This window comes from Pseudomonas sp. T8, assembly GCF_024610635.1.
GTDB lineage: Bacteria > Pseudomonadota > Gammaproteobacteria > Pseudomonadales > Pseudomonadaceae > Aquipseudomonas > Aquipseudomonas chlororaphis_I.
Window position 1 is genome coordinate 6812075 of sequence record NZ_CP102374.1, and the last position, 22148, is coordinate 6834222.

Below are 22148 nucleotides of genomic sequence, written 5' to 3' on the forward strand. Positions count from 1 at the left end.
GCCAGGCAAAAGCGGCGTGCATTGTGCCCGAAAAGTGGGGTTCAAGCCAAGGGCTTCTAGTTCAGGATGACCCATCTCTGGTTGATCAGCAGCTCAATGGGCCGATATTGGGTCTTGTAGTTCATCTTTTTGCAGTTCTTGATCCAGTATCCGAGGTAGACCGCGTCCAGGCCCAGGCGCAAGGCCTCGCCGATTTGCCACAGAATGGCGTAGCGACCGAGGCTGCGACGCTCTTCATCGGGTTCATAGAAGGTGTAGACCGCGGAAAGGCCATTGGGCAGCAGGTCGGTGACGGCCACGGCGAGCAGGCGCCCATCGAGGCGAAACTCGTAGAACCTGGAGAAGGGCAGGTCGCGAACCAGAAAAGTCGAGAACTGATCGCGGCTGGGCGGGTACATGTCGCCATCGGCGTGGCGTTGTTCGATATAACGCTGGTAAAGGTCGAAATACTCTTCGCTGAACCCCGGTTTGACAGGCTGGACCTTCAGGTCGGCATTGCGTTTGAGAATGCGTTTTTGCTGACGATTGGGTACAAACTGCGCGGCAGGAATGCGGGCAGGAACACAGGCATTGCAGTTCTGGCAATGCGGCCGGTACAGATGGTCGCCACTGCGACGAAAGCCCATTTCCGACAGGTCTGCGTAGACATGCACATCCATGGGCTGACTAGGATCGAGGAACAGCGTGGTCGCCTGTTCTTCGGGCAGGTAGCTGCAAGAGTGGGGTTGAGTGGCATAAAACTTCAAACGCGCCAACTCGGTCATGAATCAACCCTCGGGATTAGCTTTGAATTAAGTGTAAGCCACACCGGCAAAACCCGCCTAGGAAACCCATATGGCGCGGCTGGGCTGGTCCAGATGGCGCTGCAGATAGCCGGCGAACTCCTGGCGTGGAATGGCGCGGGCGCCCAGGCTGTGCAGGTGGTCGGTGGGCATCTGGCAGTCGATCAGGGCAAAGCCCCATGCCTGTAAATGTTGGACCAGCGTGACGAAACCGAATTTCGACGCATTGTCGGCCCGGCTGAACATCGACTCACCGAAAAACAGCTGGCCCATTGCCAGTCCATACAGTCCACCTACCAGTGCCCCCTGATCCCAGACTTCGACCGAATGGGCATGGCCGCGCCTGTGCAACTCGAGGTAGGCATTCTGCATTGATTCGGTGATCCAGGTGCCGTCGGCATAAGGGCGTGGCGCCGCGCAGGCGCTGATGACCGCGGCAAAATCCTGATCGAAGGTGACCTGATAGCGTTGCTGGCGCAGTAGTTTGCCCAGGCTGCGGGATACATGCAGTTCGTCTGGAAATAACACGGTGCGCGGGTCGGGTGACCACCAGAGGATGGGCTGGCCTTCGGAAAACCAGGGGAAACAGCCGTGGCGATAGGCCTGGATCAGCCGGTCGGCCGACAGGTCGCCGCCGGCGGCCAACAGGCCGTTGGGGTCGCGCAGGGCCTTTTCCAGTGGGGGAAAGTCGAAGCTGTTGCGTTGTAACCAGGTCAGCATGGCATTCAGACTTGCGGAAGGGGAGGGCGGTGGCGGGCCTGCAAGGCCCGCCGCAAGCGTAGGTCGGGAGGTCAGTTGTCGTCGAGGAATTTCTCCGCATCCAGGGCCGACATGCAGCCCGCGCCCGCGGAAGTGACGGCCTGGCGATACACATGGTCGGCCACATCGCCCGCGGCGAACACGCCCGGGATGCCGGTGGCCGTGGCGTCGCCTTCGCTGCCGCCCTTGACCAGCAGATAGCCGTCGCGCATTTCCAGCTGGCCCTTGAACAGGTCCGTATTGGGCTTGTGGCCGATGGCGATGAAGACGCCGGTCAGCGCCAATTCCCGGGTTTCTCCGCTGAGGCTATCGCGCAGGCGGGCGCCGGTGACGCCGCTGGCATCGCCCAACACTTCGTCGAGATTCTGGTTCCAGTGCAGGCGGATATTGCCCTTGGCGGCTTTGTCGAACAGCTTGTCCTGGAGGATTTTCTCCGCGCGCAGCTTGTCGCGCCGGTGCACCAGGTGCACCTCTTTGGCGATGTTGGAGAGGTACAGGGCTTCCTCCACGGCGGTGTTACCGCCACCGACCACGGCAACCACCTGATTGCGATAGAAAAAGCCGTCGCAGGTAGCGCAGGCCGAGACACCCTTGCCGGCGAAGGTTTCTTCGGAGGGCAGGCCCAGGTACTGGGCCGATGCGCCGGTGGCGATGATCAGTGCATCGCAGCTGTAGACGCCGCTGTCGCCCTTGAGGACAAAGGGGCGCTGCTGCAACTCCGCGGTATGGATGTGGTCGTAGACGATCTCGGTGTCGAAGCGTTCAGCGTGTTTTTGCATGCGTTCCATCAGCACCGGGCCGGTCAGGCCCTCGACATCGCCAGGCCAGTTGTCGACCTCCACGGTGGTGGTCAACTGGCCGCCTGCTTGCAGGCCGGTGATGACGGTCGGTTTGAGGTTGGCGCGGGCGGCATAAACGGCAGCGCTGTAACCGGCAGGGCCGGAGCCCAGAATGATCAGGCGTGAATGCTTCGCTTCGGTCATAAAAACACCTCATAAGCCTTTGTCACAAAAGAGAATGCGTGCTCAAATTGAATACTGCGTAAAGTGTTCCTGACTTATGCTACACCCAGTATTGAGCAGCGTGGCACGGCGCTTACAAACCCGTACAATGCGGGTTTGCACGCCTATATGGAATACATCGGCATTGCACACGCAGCAGCTCTTACAGTTTCGCAATGCGTGGGCAGAATGTTAAAAGTAGCCCCAGTTACGCTCGTCAACTTTTTTACCTGCTCGGATTGGGCAGTATTTTTTAGTCGATCAACAGTTGGACGCGCCCATGGCGCAGGAAAAGACGCGTTTTGAAGAAATCCACCGCAGCACCTAAAACAGTAGTCCCACTCTGGCGCCAGCAATTGCACTACCGCCTCAAGGAAGGTGCGTTGATCGCCATTGGGGCCTTGTGCCTGTTTCTGATGATGGCATTGCTGACATATGGCAAAGACGATCCGGGCTGGAGCCATAACAGCAAGATCGAAGATGTGCAGAACTTCGGTGGTCCTGCCGGTTCTTACAGCGCCGATATCCTGTTTATGGTGTTGGGTTACTTTGCCTATATCTTCCCGTTGTTATTGGCGATCAAGACTTATCAGATCTTCCGTCAACGCCATGAGCCGTGGCAGTGGAGCGGTTGGCTGTTTTCCTGGCGCCTGATCGGCCTGGTGTTCCTGGTGCTGTCCGGTGCCGCGTTGGCGCATATCCATTTCCATGCGGCGACTGGCCTGCCGGCCGGCGCGGGCGGGGCGCTGGGCGAAAGCCTGGGCGACCTGGCCAAGAACGCACTGAACATCCAGGGCAGTACCCTGATGTTTATTGCGTTGTTCCTGTTCGGCCTGACCGTGTTTACCGATCTTTCCTGGTTCAAGGTCATGGATGTGACCGGCAAGATCACCCTGGACCTGTTCGAACTGTTCCAGGGCGCCGCCAACCGCTGGTGGGCAGCCCGTACCGAGCGCAAGCAACTGGTCGCCCAGTTGCGTGAAGTGGATGCCCGGGTCGACGAAGTGGTCGCTCCGACCGTCACCGACAAACGTGAGCAGGCCAAGGTCAAGGAGCGCCTGATCGAGCGCGAGCAGGCCCTGAGCAAGCACATGTCCGATCGTGAGAAGCAGGTCCCGCCGGTGATCGCCCCGGCCCCGGTAAAAGCGCCCGAGCCAAGCAAGCGCGTGCAGAAAGAGAAACAGGTCCCGCTGTTCATCGACAGCGCGGTCGAAGGCACCTTGCCGCCTATCTCGATTCTCGATCCGGCGGAAAAGAAACAGCTCAACTATTCCCCCGAGTCGCTGGCCGCCGTCGGCCATTTGCTGGAAATCAAGCTCAAGGAGTTCGGGGTCGAAGTGTCGGTGGACTCCATCCACCCGGGCCCGGTGATTACCCGTTACGAAATCCAGCCGGCCGCCGGGGTGAAAGTCAGCCGTATCGCCAACCTGGCCAAGGACCTGGCGCGTTCGCTGGCGGTGACCAGCGTGCGGGTGGTGGAAGTGATTCCCGGCAAGACCACCGTGGGTATCGAGATTCCCAACGAAGACCGGCAGATCGTGCGCTTCTCCGAAGTGCTGTCGACCCCGGAATACGACAACTTCAAATCCCCGGTCACCCTGGCCCTGGGCCACGATATCGGCGGCAAGCCGATCATCACCGACCTGGCGAAGATGCCTCACCTGCTGGTGGCCGGTACCACCGGTTCCGGTAAGTCGGTGGGTGTGAACGCGATGATCCTGTCGATCCTGTTCAAGTCCGGCCCGGAAGACGCCAAGCTGATCATGATCGACCCGAAAATGCTCGAGCTGTCGATCTACGAAGGCATCCCGCACCTGCTGTGCCCGGTGGTGACCGACATGAAGGACGCCGCCAACGCCCTGCGCTGGAGCGTGGCCGAGATGGAGCGGCGCTACAAGCTGATGGCGAAGATGGGCGTGCGTAACCTGTCGGGCTTCAACGCCAAGGTTAAAGAAGCGATCGAAGCCGGTACGCCGCTGACCGACCCGCTGTACAACCGCGAAAGCATCCACGACGAAGCGCCGCTGCTGACCAAGCTGCCGACCATCGTCGTGGTGGTCGACGAATTCGCCGACATGATGATGATCGTCGGCAAGAAGGTCGAAGAACTGATTGCGCGGATCGCCCAGAAAGCCCGTGCCGCGGGGATCCACCTGATCCTGGCGACCCAGCGGCCGTCGGTAGACGTGATCACCGGCCTGATCAAGGCCAACATCCCGACCCGCATGGCGTTCCAGGTATCGAGCAAGATCGACTCGCGGACCATCATCGACCAGGGTGGTGCCGAACAGCTGCTGGGTCACGGTGACATGCTCTACATGCCGCCGGGCACCAGCCTGCCGATCCGTGTCCATGGGGCCTTCGTCTCCGACGATGAAGTGCACCGGGTGGTGGAAGCCTGGAAGTTGCGTGGCGCGCCGGAGTACAACGACGACATCCTCAACGGTGTCGAAGAGGCCGGTAGCGGCTTCGACGGTGGCGGCGGCGGTGGCGACGGTGACGACGCCGAGACCGACGCGCTGTACGACGAAGCGGTGCAGTTCGTCCTCGAGAGCCGCCGGGCGTCGATTTCCGCGGTTCAGCGCAAGCTCAAGATCGGCTACAACCGCGCGGCCCGCATGATCGAAGCCATGGAAATGGCCGGTGTGGTGACCGCCATGAATACCAACGGCTCCCGCGAAGTGATAGCGCCGGGTCCGATGCGCGACTGACAATGACCCGATACAGGCGGCGCGACCCTGCGCCGCCGGTTTTTTCCACGAATCTAATGAGGACTCCCATGCGTCTTATCCGCATGTTGCTGGTACCGGTACTGGCTTTAACGACACTGTCGGCCCATGCCGATCAGAAAGACGTGGCGCGCCTGACCCAGTTGCTCGAAAAGTCCCAGACCCTGACCGCGCGTTTCTCGCAGCTGACCCTCGACGGCAGCGGCACCCAGCTGCAGGAAACCGCTGGTGACATGGCACTCAAGCGCCCGGGCCTGTTCTACTGGCACACCGATGCACCGCAGGAGCAACTGATGGTCTCCGACGGCAAGAAGGTTTCCCTGTGGGACCCGGACCTGGAACAGGTCACCATCAAGACCCTGGACCAGCGCCTGACCCAGACTCCGGCCCTGTTGCTGTCGGGCGATGTGTCGAAAATCAGCGAAAGCTTCGATATCAGCGCCAAGGAAGCCGGTGGCGTGGTCGACTTCATCCTCAAGCCGAAAACCAAGGACACTCTGTTCGACAGCCTGCGCCTGTCGTTCCGCAACGGCCTGGTGAATGACATGCAGCTGATTGACAGCGTTGGCCAGCGCACCAATATCCTGTTCACCGGGGTCAAGGCCAACGAGCCGATCGCTGCTTCCAAGTTCAAGTTCGACATCCCCAAGGGTGCCGACGTGATTCAAGAATAAGTCGACGCCAAGAGGTTTCAATCGTCCGCCATGGATCTGTTTCGCAGTGACCCGATCGCCCAACCCCTGGCCGCGCGCCTGCGCCCGGCCAACCTGGACGAGTACGTCGGTCAGGAGCATGTGCTCGCCCGCGGCAAGCCTCTGCGTGAAGCGCTGGAGCAGGGGGCCCTGCACTCGATGATCTTCTGGGGGCCGCCGGGGGTGGGCAAGACCACCCTGGCGCGGCTCCTGGCGAAAGTCTCGGATGCGCACTTCGAAACGGTCTCGGCGGTGTTGGCCGGGGTCAAGGAGATCCGCCAGGCGGTGGAAATCGCCAAGCAGCAGGCGGCCCAGTACGGGCGCCGGACCATCCTGTTCGTCGACGAAGTGCACCGTTTCAACAAGTCCCAGCAGGATGCCTTCCTGCCTTACGTTGAAGACGGCACCCTGATTTTCATCGGCGCGACCACCGAGAATCCGTCCTTCGAGCTGAACAACGCACTGTTGTCCCGGGCCCGGGTGTATGTGCTCAAGAGCCTCGACGAAACCGCACTGCACAAGCTGGTGCAGCGGGCTCTGACTGAAGAGCGCGGGCTGGGCAAACGCCAGCTGAGCCTCAGTGACGAAGGCTTCCAGATGCTCCTGGCGGCGGCGGACGGCGATGGCCGGCGGCTGCTCAACCTGCTGGAGAACGCCTCCGATCTCGCCGAAGACGGCACGGAAATCGGTGTCGAGCTGCTGCAAAGCCTGCTGGGCGATACCCGTCGGCGTTTTGACAAGGGCGGCGAAGCCTTTTACGACCAGATTTCGGCGCTGCACAAGTCGGTCCGTGGTTCCAACCCGGACGGCGCCCTGTACTGGTTCGCGCGGATGCTCGACGGTGGTTGCGACCCGCTGTACCTGGCGCGCCGCGTGGTGCGCATGGCCAGCGAAGACATCGGCAACGCCGACCCACGGGCGCTGAGCCTGTGCCTGGCCGCCTGGGATGTGCAGGAGCGCCTGGGCAGCCCCGAAGGCGAGCTGGCGGTGGCCCAGGCCATCACCTACCTGGCCTGCGCGCCGAAAAGCAACGCCGTGTACATGGGCTTCAAGGCCGCCATGCGCAGCGCCGCCGAACATGGTTCGCTGGAAGTGCCGCTGCACCTGCGCAATGCGCCGACCAAACTGATGAAGCAGCTGGGCTACGGCGACGAATATCGTTATGCCCACGATGAGCCGGATGCCTACGCGGCCGGTGAAGACTACTTTCCCGAGGCGCTGGAGCCGCAGCCGTTCTATCAGCCCGTGCCCCGTGGCCTGGAACTGAAGATCGGCGAGAAGCTCAAGCATCTGGCGGAGCTTGACCAGGCCAGCCCCAAGCAGCGGAGAAAGCCGTGATCCCATTGATCGTTGCTGTCTCGGTGGGCGGTGTTGCCGGCACCCTGTTGCGCTTTGCCACCGGTAACTGGATCAGCGCCAATTGGCCGCGGCACTTCTATACCGCGACGCTGGCCGTTAATATCGTGGGCTGCCTGCTGATCGGCGTGCTGTACGGCCTGTTTCTGATACGCCCGGAGGTGCCCATCGAGGTGCGTGCCGGGTTGATGGTGGGCTTCCTTGGCGGCCTGACGACTTTTTCATCCTTTTCACTGGATACGGTGCGTCTGCTGGAAAGCGGACAGATACCGCTGGCCCTGGGCTATGCGGCCATCAGCGTATTCGGCGGGCTGCTCGCGACCTGGGCCGGCCTGTCCCTGACCAAACTTTGATAAACGAGAGACCGACATGCTCGATTCCAAACTGTTACGTAGCAACCTTCAGGACGTAGCGGACCGCCTGGCATCCCGTGGCTTTGCCCTGGATGTAGCACGCATCGAAGCGCTGGAAGAACAGCGCAAGACCGTCCAGACCCGCACCGAGCAACTGCAGGCCGAACGTAACGCGCGCTCCAAGTCCATCGGTCAGGCCAAGCAGCGCGGCGAAGACATCGCGCCGCTGATGGCTGATGTCGAGCGCATGGCGGGCGAGTTGGCGGCCGGCAAGGTCGAGCTGGACGCCATTCAAACCGAGCTGGATGCGATCCTGCAGGGCATCCCGAACCTGCCTCACGAATCGGTGCCGGTTGGCGACGACGAAGACGGTAACGTCGAGGTGCGCCGCTGGGGCACGCCGACGGCGTTCGACTTCCCGATCCTGGACCACGTCGCCCTGGGTGAAAAACACGGCTGGCTGGACTTCGAGACCGCGGCCAAGCTGTCGGGCGCGCGTTTTGCCCTGCTGCGCGGGCCGATCGCCCGCCTGCACCGCGCCCTGGCGCAGTTCATGATCAACCTGCACACCAGTGAGCACGGCTACGAAGAGGCCTATACCCCTTACCTGGTGCAGGCACCGGCGTTGGTGGGTACCGGCCAGTTGCCGAAGTTCGAAGAAGACCTGTTCAAGATCAGCCGTGAAAACGAAGCCGATCTGTACCTGATCCCGACCGCCGAAGTGTCGCTGACCAATATCGTGGCCGGCGAGATCCTCGATTCGAAGCAACTGCCGATCAAGTTCGTCGCCCACACCCCGTGCTTCCGCAGCGAAGCCGGTTCGTCGGGCCGCGACACCCGCGGCATGATCCGCCAGCACCAGTTCGACAAGGTCGAGATGGTCCAGATCGTCGAGCCATCGACTTCCATGGAAGCCCTGGAAGGCCTGACTGCCAACGCCGAGAAAGTCCTGCAACTGCTGGAGCTGCCTTACCGCACCCTGGCGCTGTGCACCGGCGACATGGGCTTCAGCGCGGTCAAGACCTACGACCTGGAAGTGTGGATCCCGAGCCAGGACAAGTACCGCGAGATTTCGTCGTGCTCCAACTGCGGCGACTTCCAGGCCCGTCGCATGCAGGCGCGCTTCCGCAACCCGGAAACTGGCAAGCCGGAACTGGTGCACACCCTGAACGGTTCCGGCCTGGCGGTCGGTCGTACCCTGGTGGCGGTGCTGGAGAACTACCAGCAGGCCGACGGTTCGATCCGGGTGCCTGAGGTGCTCAAACCTTACATGGGCGGCCTCGAGGTCATCGGCTAAATGGAATTTCTGCCGCTGTTTCATAACCTGCGCGGCAGTCGTGTGTTGGTGGTCGGCGGCGGGGAGATTGCCTTGCGCAAATCCCGCCTGCTGGCCGACGCCGGTGCGCTGCTGCGGGTAGTTGCACCTGAAGTGGAACCCCAATTGCGCGAGCTGGTCACGGCCAGCGGCGGCGAATGCCGGTTGCGCGGTTATCTCGAGGCGGACCTGGACGGCTGCGTGCTGATCATCGCCGCCACCGACGACGAACCGCTCAATGCCCAGGTCTCCGCCGATGCTCATCGGCGTTGTGTGCCGGTCAATGTGGTGGACGCGCCGGCCCTGTGCAGTGTGATCTTCCCGGCGATCGTCGACCGTTCGCCGCTGGTCATTGCCGTCTCCAGTGGCGGCGATGCGCCGGTGCTGGCGCGCCTGATCCGGGCCAAGCTGGAAACCTGGATTCCCTCGACCTACGGTCAACTGGCCGGCCTGGCCGCGCGTTTTCGCAATCAGGTCAAAGGCCTGTTTCCGGACGTGCAGCAGCGTCGTGCCTTCTGGGAAGACGTGTTCCAGGGACCGATCGCCGACCGGCAACTGGCCGGGCAGGGCGAGGAAGCCGAGCGCTTGCTGCAGGCCAAGATTGCTGGCGAAGCGCCCCATGCGCCGGGCGAGGTGTATCTGGTGGGGGCGGGGCCGGGCGATCCGGACCTGCTGACCTTCCGCGCCTTGCGCCTGATGCAGCAAGCCGACGTGGTGCTCTACGACCGCCTGGTAGCGCCGGCGATTCTCGAACTGTGCCGTCGCGATGCCGAGCGGGTGTATGTCGGCAAGCGCCGCGCCGATCACGCCTTGCCCCAGGAGCAGATCAACCAGCAACTGGTGGACCTGGCCAAGCAGGGCAAGCGCGTGCTGCGTCTGAAAGGGGGCGATCCGTTCATCTTCGGCCGTGGCGGCGAAGAGATCGAAGAGCTGGCGGCCCAGGGCATTCCGTTCCAGGTGGTGCCAGGGATTACCGCGGCCAGCGGCTGTGCGGCCTATGCCGGGATTCCGCTGACCCATCGTGACTATGCGCAGTCCGTGCGTTTCGTCACCGGGCACCTGAAGGATGGCACCACCGATCTGCCCTGGGCCGACCTGGTCGCGCCTGCACAGACCCTGGTGTTCTACATGGGCCTGGTGGGCTTGCCGGTGATCTGCGAACAACTGATCCAGCATGGCCGTTCGGCGGACACGCCGGCCGCCTTGATCCAGCAGGGCACGACCTCCAACCAGCGGGTGTTCACCGGCACCCTGGCGGACCTGCCGAAGCTGGTGGCGGAGCATGAAGTGCATGCGCCGACCCTGGTGATCGTCGGCGAAGTGGTGCAGCTTCGCGAGAAGCTCGCCTGGTTCGAAGGCGCGCAGTCGCAGGTCTGAACAGCATCGCGGGCAATCTCACTCCTGCACAGAACATCTCTTCTGTAGGAGCGAGGCTTGCCCGCGATAGCGATCTCAAGAACGATCGCTCTCCTGAGTTATTGCTTGTTGCCTTGCCAAACCCCACGCCCGCTCAAACGCTCGCGATCATGCGCTGCATCGAAGTCCTGCACCGGCCCTTTCGGCACGATGCCGGTCGGGTTGATGGTGCGGTGGCTGGCGTAGTAGTGCCCCTTGATATGGGTGAAGTCCACGGTTTCGGCGATCCCCGGCCACTGGTACAGCTCTCGCAGCCAGTTCGACAGGTTCGGATAGTCGGCGATCCGCCGCAGGTTGCACTTGAAGTGACCGTAATACACCGCGTCGAAGCGAATCAGCGTGGTGAACAGGCGGATGTCCGCTTCCGTCAGGTATTCGCCGGCCAGGTAGCGTTGGCCGGCCAAGCGCTGTTCCAGCCAGTCGAGTTCGGCGAACAGATCGTCGAAGGCCGCTTCGTAGGCTTGCTGCGAAGTAGCGAAGCCGGCGCGATAGACGCCGTTGTTCACCGCCGGATAGATGCGCGCGTTCAGTTCGTCGATTTCACGGCGTAGCGGTTCCGGATAGAAATCCAGGCCGTTGCCGCTCAAGTCATCGAAAGCACTGTTGAACATGCGGATGATTTCCGCCGATTCGTTGCTGACGATGCGTTTCTGCTGGGTGTCCCAGAGCACGGGCACGGTGACCCGGCCGGTGTAGTCGCGGGTATCGGCGGTGTAGCGCTGATGCAGGAAATCCAGGTGGTCCAGCTTGTCGCCGCTGGAGCCCAGGGTCCGGTCGAAAGTCCAGCCTTGTTCCAGCATCAGCCAGCTAACCACTGACACATCGATCAGGCTTTCCAGGCCCTTGAGCTTGCGCAGGATCAGCGTGCGGTGCGCCCAGGGGCAGGCCAGAGAGACATACAGATGATAACGGCCGGCTTCCGCGCGAAAGCCGCCTTCGCCACTAGGGCCGGGTTTGCCGTCGGTGGTCACCCAGTTGCGGCGTTGCGCCTGTTCGCGCTGGAAGGCGCCGTCTTTGCTGCTTTCGTACCACTGGTCGTGCCAGCGTCCTTCAATCAGCAGGCCCATGAAAAAGCTCCTCGGTCAGTGTGCATTGGCGTGCAGTTTAATCCGAGGAGTTCGAACGAATTACGCAAAAGTCGGGCGGTTATGATCGGTTAAATCGATCTGTTGCGAGCGTCCCAGTATTGCCGAGCCTGCTCGAACGCCTGCTCCCGCGGCACGCCGAGCCCGCGCAGGGCGAGGGCCATGGTGGCGGTCAGCGCCAGTTGCGGGTAGCTGTCCTGCACATCGCCGCGCCAGACGGCTTTCAGGTGCTCGGGGTCGAGGGCGGCTGGTTTGACATGGCGCTGCTCGGACAGCGCCGGCCATTCCTCATCCCAACTGACGCCGCCAGTAGTGCCGTACAGATGGCTGGCGCTGTCCGGGTTGATCTCGATTTCGCCGCCGTCGCCCTTGATCACAATGACGTTGTCCCCCAGCAGCCCGCTGGCATCGCGGTGCACGCCCTGATAGCCGGGGTGGAAGATGCTTTGCAGGCCGCAGCGCGCGCCCAGCGGGTTGAGGATGCGCGCCAGGGAGTGGATCGGCGAGCGCAGGCCCAGGGTGTTGCGCAGGTCGATCATGCGCTGCAACTGGGGCGCCCAGTCGCCCAGGGGGATAAAGGCCAGGTTGCCCTGGTCCAGCGCCTTGCCTACCGCCTGCCAGTCGCGGCACAACGGGATGTGCAATTGTTCCAGCAATTGCTCGGTGTACAGCCGGCCGGCGGTGTGGGCGCCACCACCGTGCAGCAGGATGCGCACGCCGTTCTGTGCCAGGCACTTGGCGGCCAGCAGGAACCAGGGCAGGTGGCGCTTTTTGCCGGCGTAGCTGGGCCAGTCCAGGTCGACCTTGATCGGTGGCGCCTGCAGTCGCTCGCGCAGGGCCTCGGTAAAGCCGGCCAGTTCCTCGGGGCTTTCTTCCTTGTGCCGCAACAACATCAGGAAGGCGCCGAGCTGGGTGTCCTCGACCTTGTCGTCGAGCAGCATGCCCATGGCTTCGCGGGCTTCTTCACGGGTGAGGCTACGGGCGCCGCGTTTGCCTTTGCCGAGAATGCGCACGAACTGTGCGAAAGGATGCTCGGCGGGCGTTTCGGTGGTCAGCGAGGTGAAGTCGGTCATAGGCAATTGGTCGGCTTGGGCAGGCCCGCCAGCTTGGCGGCAAGTTTGGCGGGAGTGCCTTTGAACAGTCGGTTGAGGTGCAGGCTGTTGCCCTTGTCCGGGCCCAGCTTCAAGGCGGTGTATTTGATCAGCGGGCGGGTCGCGGGCGACAGCTGGAACTCTTGATAGAAGCCGCGCAGCAGCTCGAGGATTTCCCAGTGCTCGGGCGTCAGTACGATCTGTTCCGCCGCGGCCAGGGCATCGGCCACCTCGCTGGACCAGTCGTCCAGTTCCACCAGGTAGCCGTCCTTGTCCAGGGCGATGGCGCGTTCGCCGACAGTCAGTGCATTCATAACCAGCTGTTGACCTTGTCGTAGTGGATCGACAGCGCGACGAACCCCGGGTAATCGACGCTGGTGGCCCAGGCTGGAACTTCCAGGCCTCGGGCCTGGTGGTCTTCCGCCAGGACGTAGAGCGCCAGCGCCTCCCCGCGTGCCTGCAAGGCCGCCAGCGGTGCGCTGCCAGGCTGCAGGGCGTACACCGCGTCGCCACACAGAAGAATGGCATCCTGCGCGCCAAGCAGGCGCAAGCAACTGGTCAGCCGGGAGTCGGTGAAGGGCGAGTGGGACAGCACGTGCAAGGTCGACATCAGAGGGTGATCACCTGGTCAAAACGGTCAATAAGTGCGCCGAGTTCGGCCGGGGCCAGGACCTGCACCTCGTCCAGGTTCAGCGCGGCCGGGTCGAGGCCACGTTCCGCCACGCTGGCGCCACAGGCGAACACCTGCTCCACACCAAACAACGACAGGGCCTGCAGATTGGCGCTGAGATCCTTTTGCTGCACGGCGGCGGCTTGTTGCCCGGGGGCGAGCTGAAACACGCCGTCGTCGAGAAACAGCAGGCCGATCGGCAAGTCGAAGGCGCCGCCGGCCAGCACGATATCCAGTGCCTCGCGGGCGCCGGGGCCGGACCAGGGCGCCTGGCGGCTGATAATCAACAGGGATTGCGCCATGTTTCATGGCCCTCCAAAACAGATCAGGCGGTCGGCCGCCTGTACGGCGTCGTGCAACTGGCCGAGCCCGGAAAGCTCCCAGGGCGCGCTCAGGTTGACGGCCGGGCGCTGGTAGCGTGCGGCTTCCTCCTGGTTCAACACCCCGCGGCGCAGGGCCGCGGCAATGCACACCACGCCATCGAGCTGGTGCTCGCTGACGAAGGTCCGCCATTGCGCGGGCAGGTCCAGCTCGTCCTGCGGGGTGACGATGTTGTCCGATGCGCTGTGCACGCCATCCTGATAGAAAAACAGCCGCACGATCTCGTGGCCACCGGCCAGCGCTGCCTGGGCGAATGCCAGGGCGCGGCGCGAGGAGGGCGCGTGAGCGGCGGAGAAAAGGGCAATGGCGAACTTCATGAAGAACTCTGTCTGCAAACCTGGGGCCATGATAAAGCTTTATGCCGGGCCCGGCGAAGTGGCTTTAGCGCGGCATATAGCCCAGTTGCCAGCGATGGGGGATCTTCAGCGACAACAGCCCCAGCAGCGCCGACAGCAGGCCGCTGACGAACAGGGCCGCGAGGCCGAGATGCTGTTCCAGAACGGCGCCCAGCACGGCGCCGGCGAACATGCCGCTCCAGGGCACCAGCTGCACGCGCCAGCCATTGCGCCGCTCGCCGAGCATCCAGCGGCCCAGGCCGCGGCCAAAGCGCGACAGGGCGCCGGTGACATAGGTCAGGCCCACGGGAAGCCCGTTCACTTCCTCGACGGCGGCATTGAGCATGCCCATGGAGATGATCGCGGCCAGCACGGCCGGTAGCCGTTGTTCAAACGGCCAGGCGGCTGCCGCGCACAGCAGCGTGGCAATGCACAGCAGCAGCGGCAGGGCGCGGCGCCCGCCAAAGCGGCTGACGACTATGCCCAGGGCGTTGCCGGCGATGAAGGTGGCGACCAGCAGCACCAGGTGCAGGGTCAGGGCCAGGTCGGCATCGCTGATGGCGACGGCCAGGCGCGTGGTGTTGCCGCTCATGAAGGAGACGAAATCGCCGGTGGCCATGAAGCCGATGGCGTCGGTCATGCCGGCCAGGACCGACAGGCTGGCGACCAGGCACAGGCCTATGCGGCCGCGCCATTTCTGGCGCCGCAGCAGCTCCGGGTTACTACGAAGACTGGTGGAAGAGGGCAGCATCAGCGTTGACTCATGGTGACAGTGATCCTTTATCGAAGGCCCGAGCGGCGCTCAATCGCGCGGCAGGCCATGTAGCTCGCAATACTCGCTCCAGGGCATGCCGGCCATTTCCGCCACTTCCCGGTGCACTTCGAGCCGCCGCACGGCAAATTCCTCCGCGCTCTGTGCGGTCAGTTGCAGGCTCAGTTCCCAGGCAAACAGGCCCTGACGTTCCGCCTCGGCCTCGAAGGCTTCGTGCAGTCGCTCGGCGCGGTATTGTTCCTGGGTTTCGCCCCTGGCCTGGGCGGCCAGAGGGTTGAGGTGATCGAGTGCTTCACGAAGCTCCGGGCGCGCCGCGAGAAACTTCTGCAGGGCCACTTCATGCGGGTGTTCGGGGGCGGCCATCGGTGATCCTGGATGGGGTTGGAGGAAGTCGTTTCGGCTTGGGGCTGTGCGAAAGCCCAGCGACCATAACGCCTGGCCGGTCCAGCGTCAAAATGCTCCCGGGCGGAGCTGCCGCGACGGACGGTCGAAGCCATGTCCGCGCCATGCCACTGAGCGGATTGGCTTGGCAAAAATGCGTGCTGGATAACACTTTCCACTGAATGCCTTGGTATGAGCCCCGTTCTTGTGACCTATTCTCAACAGGCACTCTCTCCAAGTGGCGTCGCCAAGGAGGAATTTCTCATGCTCTCGATGGACGAGCTTTGCCAGATCCTGGAGTCCGGTTTCCTGCCGCTTTCCTGCACCTGCACCGTCAACCCCGACGGCTCCCTGGCGATCAAGGTTTTCGAGCCGCAAAGCGGACGGATCGACCTGTTCATTACCAGGGTATCGACCGAACATCTCACCAGTGTCCGCGCGGCGGCCAATTTTGTCGGTGAGTTGCGGACTGAAATCAGGGCGGGGCGTCGGGCATTTGCCGGCGGTTTCTAGTGATTGAACACGTTGAGCATTGGGCAGGTCGAGCGCGCTTCCTTGCGCGAATGTGGCAGGTGACGTCTGAACGGTTGCGGGGAGGGGGGGCTAGTTCTTTTCAGACAGCTCTCTCCAGTTCGCCAGCGTGACGCCACTGCGCTCGGCGAATGTCTGCATGGTGCGGTAGGTCCCGCCGCAGGGGGTGTCGAGGGTAATCAGGCACCCTGAATGCAGAAAGGCAAGATACCAGGTATCGCTGTCGCTCAATCGCGCGCCCTGGTAGGTGAAGGTCCTTTGCGAACCTGCGAAACAGTAGCGGATTTCGAAAGTCTTGATGCTGTTCATCGCCGCGTCCTTTGGGCTGTATTTGGGTGTTGGCGATTCAAGATATTCCCAAAAGGACGCGTTGGCGTGCACCGCTCATCCGAACTCTATGAACAGTCGCGGTTCGTTCCTCAAATGCTTCGCCGCATTCTCCTGCACCTCACGCGCGCCTGGCTGCAACCGCCCTCAATAGGTGTCATGTTGAGCCAGGTCGTCGGTGATGCTGAACCAGGGCGCCTTGCTCCCGACAAAGATATGGCGGCTGGCGCTGACCCGAGGATCGCTGTCCAGGGTCCCCAGGGGGAACCCGGGTACGTGTGGGGCGGCATCAAAACGGGTGAACCATTTGCCTGTTCGGGACGTGATGGGGTTAACGGTTTTTTGACAGCTGTCAGGTGATGATCGCCGGGCGGGGGGACCGTTCGGCGAAAGAGGCAGGTGCTGCTAACGGTCGGCGCGGGCAAATGATACATTTCTCGATTTTTTAGGGGTGAGGAAGACATATGCGAGTTTGGCTAGGGGCGTCGTTGATGGGACTGTTGGCCGGGTGTTCGTTACCCACGGCTTTGGCACCGGGCAAGCCGAATGTCAGTGAGCTGACTGGCAAAACGCCAAAAGACTATGCGCAGTGTGTTCTGCCAGCCTGGCAGCGTGAGACGCCCAGGAGCACCCAGGCCGATATCTCCAACGGTTATCGGATCACCGCTCCTGGCAGCCTGGCATCGGATGAGGTCGTGGAAGTGGTGAAGTCGAAGAACGGCAGCCTGGTCTCGCTCTACCAGGGAACACCCTGGGCCAAGTCCGCGGCGCTGAAAAAGGCCGTGCACGATTGCCTGTAAGGCCGCTTCATGCCTTGCGTGAACGACCTGTCAAAGTGACAGCCCGCTGCCGTGGAACCGCAGGATCCCACCCACAAGAAAGCCCTGACCGTTCAGGGCTTTTTTGTGCCGGGTATTCGCCGGGCCTTGTCCGGAGGGCTCACTTTGCTCGCATCAAGGCAAGTTCTTGAATCATCAAGGTGCTTTTCTGCATAAAAACAGGATAAATCTGACAGTTTTTTTGACGGCTTTATCCGTCCAGTAGACAATGGCGCGTTAGCCACCACCCATGATGGCCATTATGTCCGTTTTCAGCAGGAGGGCTGCCAGGGTTGGGGGCGATCCCTGTTGCGATACCCGTGGCCTTGCCGCTGTCAGGCGGTGATCGGGGCATTGGCAGCAGGCCGATCGTGATACCGGGTGTTGTTGACTCACTCCTTTGGTTACACCCGACTAGTCTCTCTGTGGGAATGTGGTTTTAGCGGGCGTTTCGGACCGTCGATCGATGCTGTCCGAAGGCGTCCCAACAAAAGAGTGTCACTCAAGTAGCTGAAGCCAATAGCGAATAAGAAGTCAGCGCAGGAGCGACATATAAACTGAGGTCGATAGTGTCATGTCGGCCTTGTGTGCCCACCCTTCAGTTCTTCTGAGTGCGGGAACCCATGGCGGTGCCGGGGCGACTGATGATCGAGAATGGGGGGGCGGATGGCGTTCTATCGTAGGAACTACTGTATGTTGAAAAAAGTGAACACGGCCCTGCTGGGCTTGGCGATGACGATGGGGCTCAGCTCCGCGTACGCCGCCGAGACCAAGAAAGTGGATGTGCTGCTCATCGGTGGCGGCATCATGAGTTCGACCCTGGGTGTCTGGCTCAATGAGCTGGAGCCGGGCTGGTCGATGGAAATGGTCGAGCGTCTCGACGGCGTTGCCGAAGAAAGCTCGAACGGCTGGAACAACGCCGGTACCGGTCACTCTGCCCTGGCGGAACTGAACTACACCCCGGAAAACAAGGACGGCAAGGTCGAGATCGCCAAGGCCATCGAGATCAACGAAGCGTTCCAGATTTCCCGCCAGTTCTGGTCGTGGCAGGTCAAGAACAATGTCTTGAAGGACCCGCGTTCGTTCATCAACTCCACTCCGCACATGAGCTTCGTGTGGGGCGATGACAACATCAAGTTCCTGAAGAAGCGCTACGAAGCGCTTCAGGCAAGCCCGCTGTTCGCCGGCATGCAGTACTCCGAAGACCCGGAGCAGATCAAGAAGTGGGTCCCGCTGATGATGGAAGGGCGCGATCCGAAGCAGAAGATCGCCGCCACCTGGTCGCCGCTCGGCACCGACGTGAACTTCGGCGAGATCACCCGCCAGTTCGTCGGCCACCTGAAAGCCCAGCCGAACTTCTCGCTCAAGCTGTCGAGCGAAGTGGAAGACATCAAGCGTAACGAAGATGGCTCCTGGCGCGTGGTGTACAAGAACCTGAAAGACGGTACTGAAACCCAGACCGACGCCAAGTTCGTGTTCATCGGCGCGGGCGGCGGTGCCCTGCACCTGCTGCAGAAGTCGGGCATCCCTGAAGCCCAGGAATATGCCGGTTTCCCTGTGGGCGGCTCGTTCCTGGTGACCGAGAACCCGGCGATCGCCGAGCAGCACCTGGCGAAGGCCTACGGCAAGGCGTCGGTCGGCGCTCCACCGATGTCGGTTCCGCACCTGGACACCCGCGTGCTGGACGGCAAGCGCGTGATCCTGTTTGGCCCGTTCGCGACCTTCTCCACCAAGTTCCTCAAGGAAGGTTCGTACCTCGACCTGCTGACCACTACCACCACTCACAACATCTGGCCTATGACCAAGGTCGGCATCAAGGAGTACCCGCTGGTCGAGTACCTCGCCGGCCAGCTGATGCTGTCGGATGAAGACCGCCTGAATGCCCTGAAAGAGTACTTCCCTAACGCCAAGGCTGAAGACTGGCGTCTGTGGCAGGCCGGCCAGCGTGTGCAGATCATCAAGCGCGATGAGCAACTGGGTGGCGTGCTGAAACTGGGCACCGAGATCGTCAGCGCCAAGGACGGCAGCATTGCCGGCCTGCTGGGTGCCTCGCCAGGTGCTTCGACCGCCGCGCCGATCATGCTCAGCGTGCTGGAGAAGGTTTTCAAGGACAAGGTCGCGACGCCTGCCTGGCAGGCGAAGCTGCACCAGATCGTGCCGAGCTACGGTACCCAGCTCAACGGCAGTCCTGAGCGTGTCGCTCAAGAGTGGGCCTACACCAGCGAAGTGCTGCAATTGACTCCGCCACCGGCCATCGGTCAGACCGCTGCTCCTCAGCAGCCGGCTGGCGACAAGCCGAAAGCGCAAGAGAGCAACCCGTCGGCTGACATGGCTCTGTAATACCCGGCTGCGCCCAACACTGTTGGATGCCGCCAATACCCGGAACCCGCTGTTCGTTCCAGGTTAAAAAAAACGCCGCTCCCAGGAGCGGCGTTTTTGTTTGTGCGGCGCGCTCAAGCGCCTTTGCCCTCGCGTCCTGCGACCCTGCCTTGCGCCCATGGCGCCTTGCTGACCGAAACATCCAGGTCACGCCTGCCCGGGAACTATTGCCGGGGAATCCCTTTCCATAAGCTCGACGCAATGATGCCTGGAGAAGGCGATGTTCAGAGCTGGCTCGTTAATCTCGATCGTCTCGATTCTGCTATCGATCCCGCTGGATGCCGACGCTGCGCCTGGCGCGCAGGCGAACGCGCGGTACTCCAACGATCATGCGAATTGGGAGCGTCTTCCCGTGGTCAACTACTACCAGGTGAAAACGCTGTTGCAGGCTTCGAAGCGGGACTGGAGCCCGACCGCGGCCCTGCCGGCGGACATCAGGCAGAACCTTCGCCGGGGCAGGACGTTGCCCGCGCAGCAATCGCGACGCTTGAACCCCAGGCTGGTCCGGCAGTTGCCGCGTTACGACGGTTACCAGTGGTGGCGCGCGGGTTCCGATCTGCTGCTGGTCAGGACCTCGAATCGGATGATTTTCGACGTCCTGGTCGACGCCTTCCAGTAGGCCTGGCCCCGATCAGAAGTTGATCGAGGCACTCAAGCGCGCGGTGAGGGGCGCGCCCTGGAACAGGTAGCCATCGCCCATGTATTCACCAGCATCGCGCCAGTAGCGCTTGTCGAACAGGTTGTCCACGGTCAGCCGGAACACGGTGTCGTAACCGTCGATCCGGGTGCTGTAGCGGCTGCCGATGTTGAACACGGCGTAGCTGCCGGTCTGCACTTCGCCCTCGCGGTTGGCGTATTTGCGACCGCTGTACTGCACCCCGCCAAGCAGCGCCAAACCGTCGAACCAGGGCAGGGTGTAGTCGCCATAGAGGCTGGCGCGCAGGGTCGGCACGTTGAGCGCCTGGTGACCTTCGTACTCCGGGGTGTCGCTGCCGGTGACCCGCGCGCGGATCGCCGCGACACTGGCCGAGACTTGCAGGCGTTGGGTGGCCCAGCCATTGGCCGAGAGTTCCAGCCCGGTGTTCTTCTGTTCGCCCTGCTGGGTGAAAGTGAAGGTGCCGTCGCCATTCGGCCGGGAATACTGGTAGGCCTGGCGGATCTGGAACAGCGCCGCGGCCAGGCTGATGCGCTGCCAGTCGTATTTGATGCCGGCCTCGATCTGCCGCGACACGGTGGGCGCGAGGATCTCGAAGGCATTGCTGGCGAACCACGGCGCTTCGCCGCCCAGGGACAGGCCCTTGCTGTAACGGGTGTACAGCGCCAGGTTCTGCACCGGCTTATAGATCAGCGCGGCCTGGGGCAGGAACACATAACGCTGGGTGTGGCGGGTGGTGTCGCCCTGGCTGTCGAAGGTTTCCTCGTCCAGGCGTACTTCGCGCCCGCCGAGCACGGTCTGCCAGTGTTCGTTGAAGCTGATGCGGTCGTTGAAGAACAGCCCGTACTGGCGGCTGTCCAGGCGGCGATAGGCGTCGTTGAGCGGTCCGTCGTAGCGGGCGAAATCCGCTGGTTCGCCGTTGATATTGGCGCTGCCGATCATCTGGTTGATCGGGTCGCGCTTGTCTACCACGCGGCGGAAGGCGCTGGTCCCGACGCTGAGTTCGTGGCCCAGGCCGGCGGTGTCGAAGTTGCCGCTGAGGACGGCCTGCACCTCATCGTTGCGCCGGGTATCGTCGGGGCTGCGGAAGTCGTAGATGTCGTAGTCGCCCTCGGGGCTGAAGTGATTGGGCACCGCTGTGCCGGCGCAACTGGCGGCGCCATAGCAACCCCAGGCGAACGAGCTGTAGTCGTCGATCACCACCCGGCTGCGCGAGGCGCTGAGGTTGCCTTTCCATTGATCGTTGAAGCGGTATTCGAAATTGCCATTGAGGTTCAGCGCGTCGGTGCTGACCGGCTTCGAGCCGCTCTGGTGCGCCAGGAGCTTTTTCGGCGAGGCGTGGTGCGGCAGGCTGGAGCCGCCGAGCAACTGATAACCCGGGGCCGAACGCTGTTCCTTGGTCTGGTACTCGACATCCAGTTGCAACAGGGCGTCGGGGCTGATGTTCCAGTCGAAGGCCAGGGACGCGAAGTCGCGCTGGCCATTGGTGTGTTCGACGTAGGAGTGGATGTCCTCGTGGGCCAGGTTGGCGCGCAGCCCGAACTGCTGTTCGCTGCCGAACCAGCCGCCGACGTCGGTGGCCACATAGCCGCTGCCGCGATCGTCGGTGGAGACCGTGACCGAGCGCACGTCGGTGGGGCGCTTGGTCACGTAGTTGATCAGCCCGCCGGGTTCGCTGACGCCGCTCTGCAGGCCGTTCAGCCCCTTGAGCAATTCCACCTGCTGCTTGTTTTCCAGGCCGACGTTCTGCTCGCCGGTGATGCTGCGACCATTGATCCGGTAGCTGCTGGCGGCGTTCAGGGAGAAACCGCGCACCGTGAAGTTCTCGTAGTAACCGACCGGCGCGTAGCTTTCACCGACCGAGGCGTCGTTCTTCAGCACCTCGCTGAGCAGGCGGGCCTGCTGGTCCTTGATCAAGTCTTCGTTGATCACCGCAATCGAGGCCGGCGTGTCGAGCAGGGGAGCCGCCTCGAAACCACCGACCGCGGCGCTGCTGGCCTGATAACCGGAGCGGTCTTCGCCGGTCACGGTCAGCGCCGGCAATTCGGTTTCGGCGGCCTGGGTCACGGGTGCGGCACCGGCCAGCAGCAGGCTCAGCAGATTGCGCGCGAACCGCGGGGCGGGCAGCCCCTGGCGGGAGGCCCGGTAAAGCATATCCATGAAAAGCTCCTCGACGATGGCGATCCCGGCCCCGGCGAATACCAGGCACGGAGGTCCAGGCGCGCTCGGGAAAGCATCGTGCTGTTTAAGACGGGGGAAGCGCTGTGTGCCCTGAAGGCGTCAGGCCGGATTTGCTCCGGTGGTCATTGGCAAGACGAAA

At 62.6% G+C, this 22148-nt stretch carries 23 protein-coding genes; 10 read left to right on the forward strand and 13 right to left on the reverse strand.

All coding sequences use genetic code 11. From position 1 onward, the window contains the following. Positions 1-56: 56 nt before the first annotated feature. From NRG23_RS30925 to trxB, 3 genes are all read right to left on the reverse strand, one after another. Positions 57-764 carry an arginyltransferase gene (locus tag NRG23_RS30925; protein WP_007929216.1) on the reverse strand — a complete coding sequence of 236 codons (708 nt, stop codon included), beginning with the start codon at positions 762-764 and terminating at the stop codon, positions 57-59. Positions 765-821: 57 nt separating this feature from the next. Next, on the reverse strand, positions 822-1502 hold the full coding sequence (gene aat / locus NRG23_RS30930) for a leucyl/phenylalanyl-tRNA--protein transferase (RefSeq protein ID WP_257373224.1): 681 nt from the start codon (positions 1500-1502) through the stop codon (positions 822-824). Between the two features lie 71 nt (positions 1503-1573). After that, complete coding sequence (gene trxB, locus NRG23_RS30935) at positions 1574-2524, reverse strand: thioredoxin-disulfide reductase (RefSeq protein WP_041986223.1); 951 nt, start codon at positions 2522-2524, stop codon at positions 1574-1576. A 320-nt stretch (positions 2525-2844) separates the two neighbouring features. On the opposite strand from trxB, the gene ftsK reads away from it, so the two are divergent. The 6 genes from ftsK to cysG all read left to right on the forward strand — a co-directional run bounded on the left by ftsK (position 2845) and on the right by cysG (position 10364). Continuing rightward, positions 2845-5253, forward strand: coding sequence for a DNA translocase FtsK (gene ftsK, locus NRG23_RS30940; RefSeq protein WP_009049771.1), 2409 nt, complete (start codon positions 2845-2847; stop codon positions 5251-5253). A gap of 68 nt (positions 5254-5321) precedes the next feature. Then, positions 5322-5945 (forward strand): outer membrane lipoprotein chaperone LolA, encoded by a 624-nt coding sequence (gene lolA / locus NRG23_RS30945; protein ID WP_007929220.1) that lies wholly within the window; start codon positions 5322-5324, stop codon positions 5943-5945. 30 nt (positions 5946-5975) lie between these two features. Beyond that, complete coding sequence (locus NRG23_RS30950) at positions 5976-7301, forward strand: replication-associated recombination protein A (protein ID WP_124355215.1); 1326 nt, start codon at positions 5976-5978, stop codon at positions 7299-7301. Continuing rightward, the gene (gene crcB, locus NRG23_RS30955) at positions 7298-7672 is read left to right on the forward strand and encodes a fluoride efflux transporter CrcB (protein WP_016701881.1); all 375 of its coding nucleotides are present in this window, start codon (positions 7298-7300) and stop codon (positions 7670-7672) included. The genes NRG23_RS30950 and crcB overlap by 4 nt, the downstream gene beginning before the upstream one ends. A gap of 16 nt (positions 7673-7688) precedes the next feature. Beyond that, positions 7689-8969, forward strand: a complete 1281-nt coding sequence (serS, locus tag NRG23_RS30960; protein WP_009049768.1) for a serine--tRNA ligase — start codon at positions 7689-7691, stop codon at positions 8967-8969. Next, a complete protein-coding gene (gene cysG / locus NRG23_RS30965; RefSeq protein WP_053269441.1) occupies positions 8970-10364 on the forward strand; it encodes a siroheme synthase CysG in 1395 nt (464 codons plus the stop codon). It abuts the gene before it with no gap. Between the two features lie 98 nt (positions 10365-10462). Here cysG and NRG23_RS30970 read toward each other — a convergent pair whose 3' ends face one another. From NRG23_RS30970 to NRG23_RS31005, 8 genes are all read right to left on the reverse strand, one after another. After that, the gene (locus NRG23_RS30970) at positions 10463-11470 is read right to left on the reverse strand and encodes a glutathione S-transferase family protein (RefSeq protein WP_016701879.1); all 1008 of its coding nucleotides are present in this window, start codon (positions 11468-11470) and stop codon (positions 10463-10465) included. 89 nt (positions 11471-11559) lie between these two features. Further along, the gene (locus NRG23_RS30975) at positions 11560-12561 is read right to left on the reverse strand and encodes a glycosyl transferase family protein (RefSeq protein ID WP_110175634.1); all 1002 of its coding nucleotides are present in this window, start codon (positions 12559-12561) and stop codon (positions 11560-11562) included. Then, complete coding sequence (locus NRG23_RS30980) at positions 12558-12893, reverse strand: TusE/DsrC/DsvC family sulfur relay protein (protein ID WP_009049764.1); 336 nt, start codon at positions 12891-12893, stop codon at positions 12558-12560. The genes NRG23_RS30975 and NRG23_RS30980 overlap by 4 nt, the downstream gene beginning before the upstream one ends. Next, on the reverse strand, positions 12890-13189 hold the full coding sequence (gene tusB / locus NRG23_RS30985) for a sulfurtransferase complex subunit TusB (protein WP_009049763.1): 300 nt from the start codon (positions 13187-13189) through the stop codon (positions 12890-12892). The genes NRG23_RS30980 and tusB overlap by 4 nt, the downstream gene beginning before the upstream one ends. Next, entirely contained in the window at positions 13189-13551 is a 363-nt protein-coding gene (gene tusC / locus NRG23_RS30990) for a sulfurtransferase complex subunit TusC (RefSeq protein ID WP_009049762.1), read from the reverse strand. The genes tusB and tusC overlap by 1 nt, the downstream gene beginning before the upstream one ends. A 3-nt stretch (positions 13552-13554) precedes the next feature. Then, on the reverse strand, positions 13555-13947 hold the full coding sequence (tusD, locus tag NRG23_RS30995) for a sulfurtransferase complex subunit TusD (protein ID WP_009049761.1): 393 nt from the start codon (positions 13945-13947) through the stop codon (positions 13555-13557). Positions 13948-14011: 64 nt separating this feature from the next. After that, positions 14012-14716 (reverse strand): YoaK family protein, encoded by a 705-nt coding sequence (locus tag NRG23_RS31000; protein WP_009049760.1) that lies wholly within the window; start codon positions 14714-14716, stop codon positions 14012-14014. A gap of 51 nt (positions 14717-14767) precedes the next feature. Continuing rightward, positions 14768-15100 carry a DUF6388 family protein gene (locus tag NRG23_RS31005; RefSeq protein ID WP_009049759.1) on the reverse strand — a complete coding sequence of 111 codons (333 nt, stop codon included), beginning with the start codon at positions 15098-15100 and terminating at the stop codon, positions 14768-14770. Between the two features lie 282 nt (positions 15101-15382). Between NRG23_RS31005 and NRG23_RS31010 the strand changes: the two genes are divergently transcribed. Next, positions 15383-15631 (forward strand): DUF1652 domain-containing protein, encoded by a 249-nt coding sequence (locus NRG23_RS31010; RefSeq protein WP_009049758.1) that lies wholly within the window; start codon positions 15383-15385, stop codon positions 15629-15631. Between the two features lie 90 nt (positions 15632-15721). Here the strand turns inward: NRG23_RS31010 and NRG23_RS31015 are convergent, their stop codons facing one another. Beyond that, complete coding sequence (locus NRG23_RS31015; protein WP_009049757.1) at positions 15722-15958, reverse strand: DUF6555 family protein; 237 nt, start codon at positions 15956-15958, stop codon at positions 15722-15724. 482 nt (positions 15959-16440) lie between these two features. On the opposite strand from NRG23_RS31015, the gene NRG23_RS31020 reads away from it, so the two are divergent. The 3 genes from NRG23_RS31020 (at position 16441) to NRG23_RS31030 (ending at position 19792) form a co-directional block, all read left to right on the forward strand. Next, on the forward strand, positions 16441-16776 hold the full coding sequence (locus tag NRG23_RS31020; RefSeq protein ID WP_009049756.1) for a hypothetical protein: 336 nt from the start codon (positions 16441-16443) through the stop codon (positions 16774-16776). 711 nt (positions 16777-17487) lie between these two features. Continuing rightward, positions 17488-19134 carry a malate dehydrogenase (quinone) gene (mqo, locus tag NRG23_RS31025; RefSeq protein ID WP_009049755.1) on the forward strand — a complete coding sequence of 549 codons (1647 nt, stop codon included), beginning with the start codon at positions 17488-17490 and terminating at the stop codon, positions 19132-19134. Between the two features lie 259 nt (positions 19135-19393). Beyond that, entirely contained in the window at positions 19394-19792 is a 399-nt protein-coding gene (locus NRG23_RS31030) for a hypothetical protein (protein ID WP_016701874.1), read from the forward strand. Between the two features lie 12 nt (positions 19793-19804). Here NRG23_RS31030 and NRG23_RS31035 read toward each other — a convergent pair whose 3' ends face one another. Further along, positions 19805-21988: a TonB-dependent siderophore receptor gene (locus NRG23_RS31035; protein ID WP_257373225.1), complete on the reverse strand. Its 2184-nt coding sequence runs from the start codon at positions 21986-21988 to the stop codon at positions 19805-19807. Between the last annotated feature and the right edge of the window lie 160 nt (positions 21989-22148).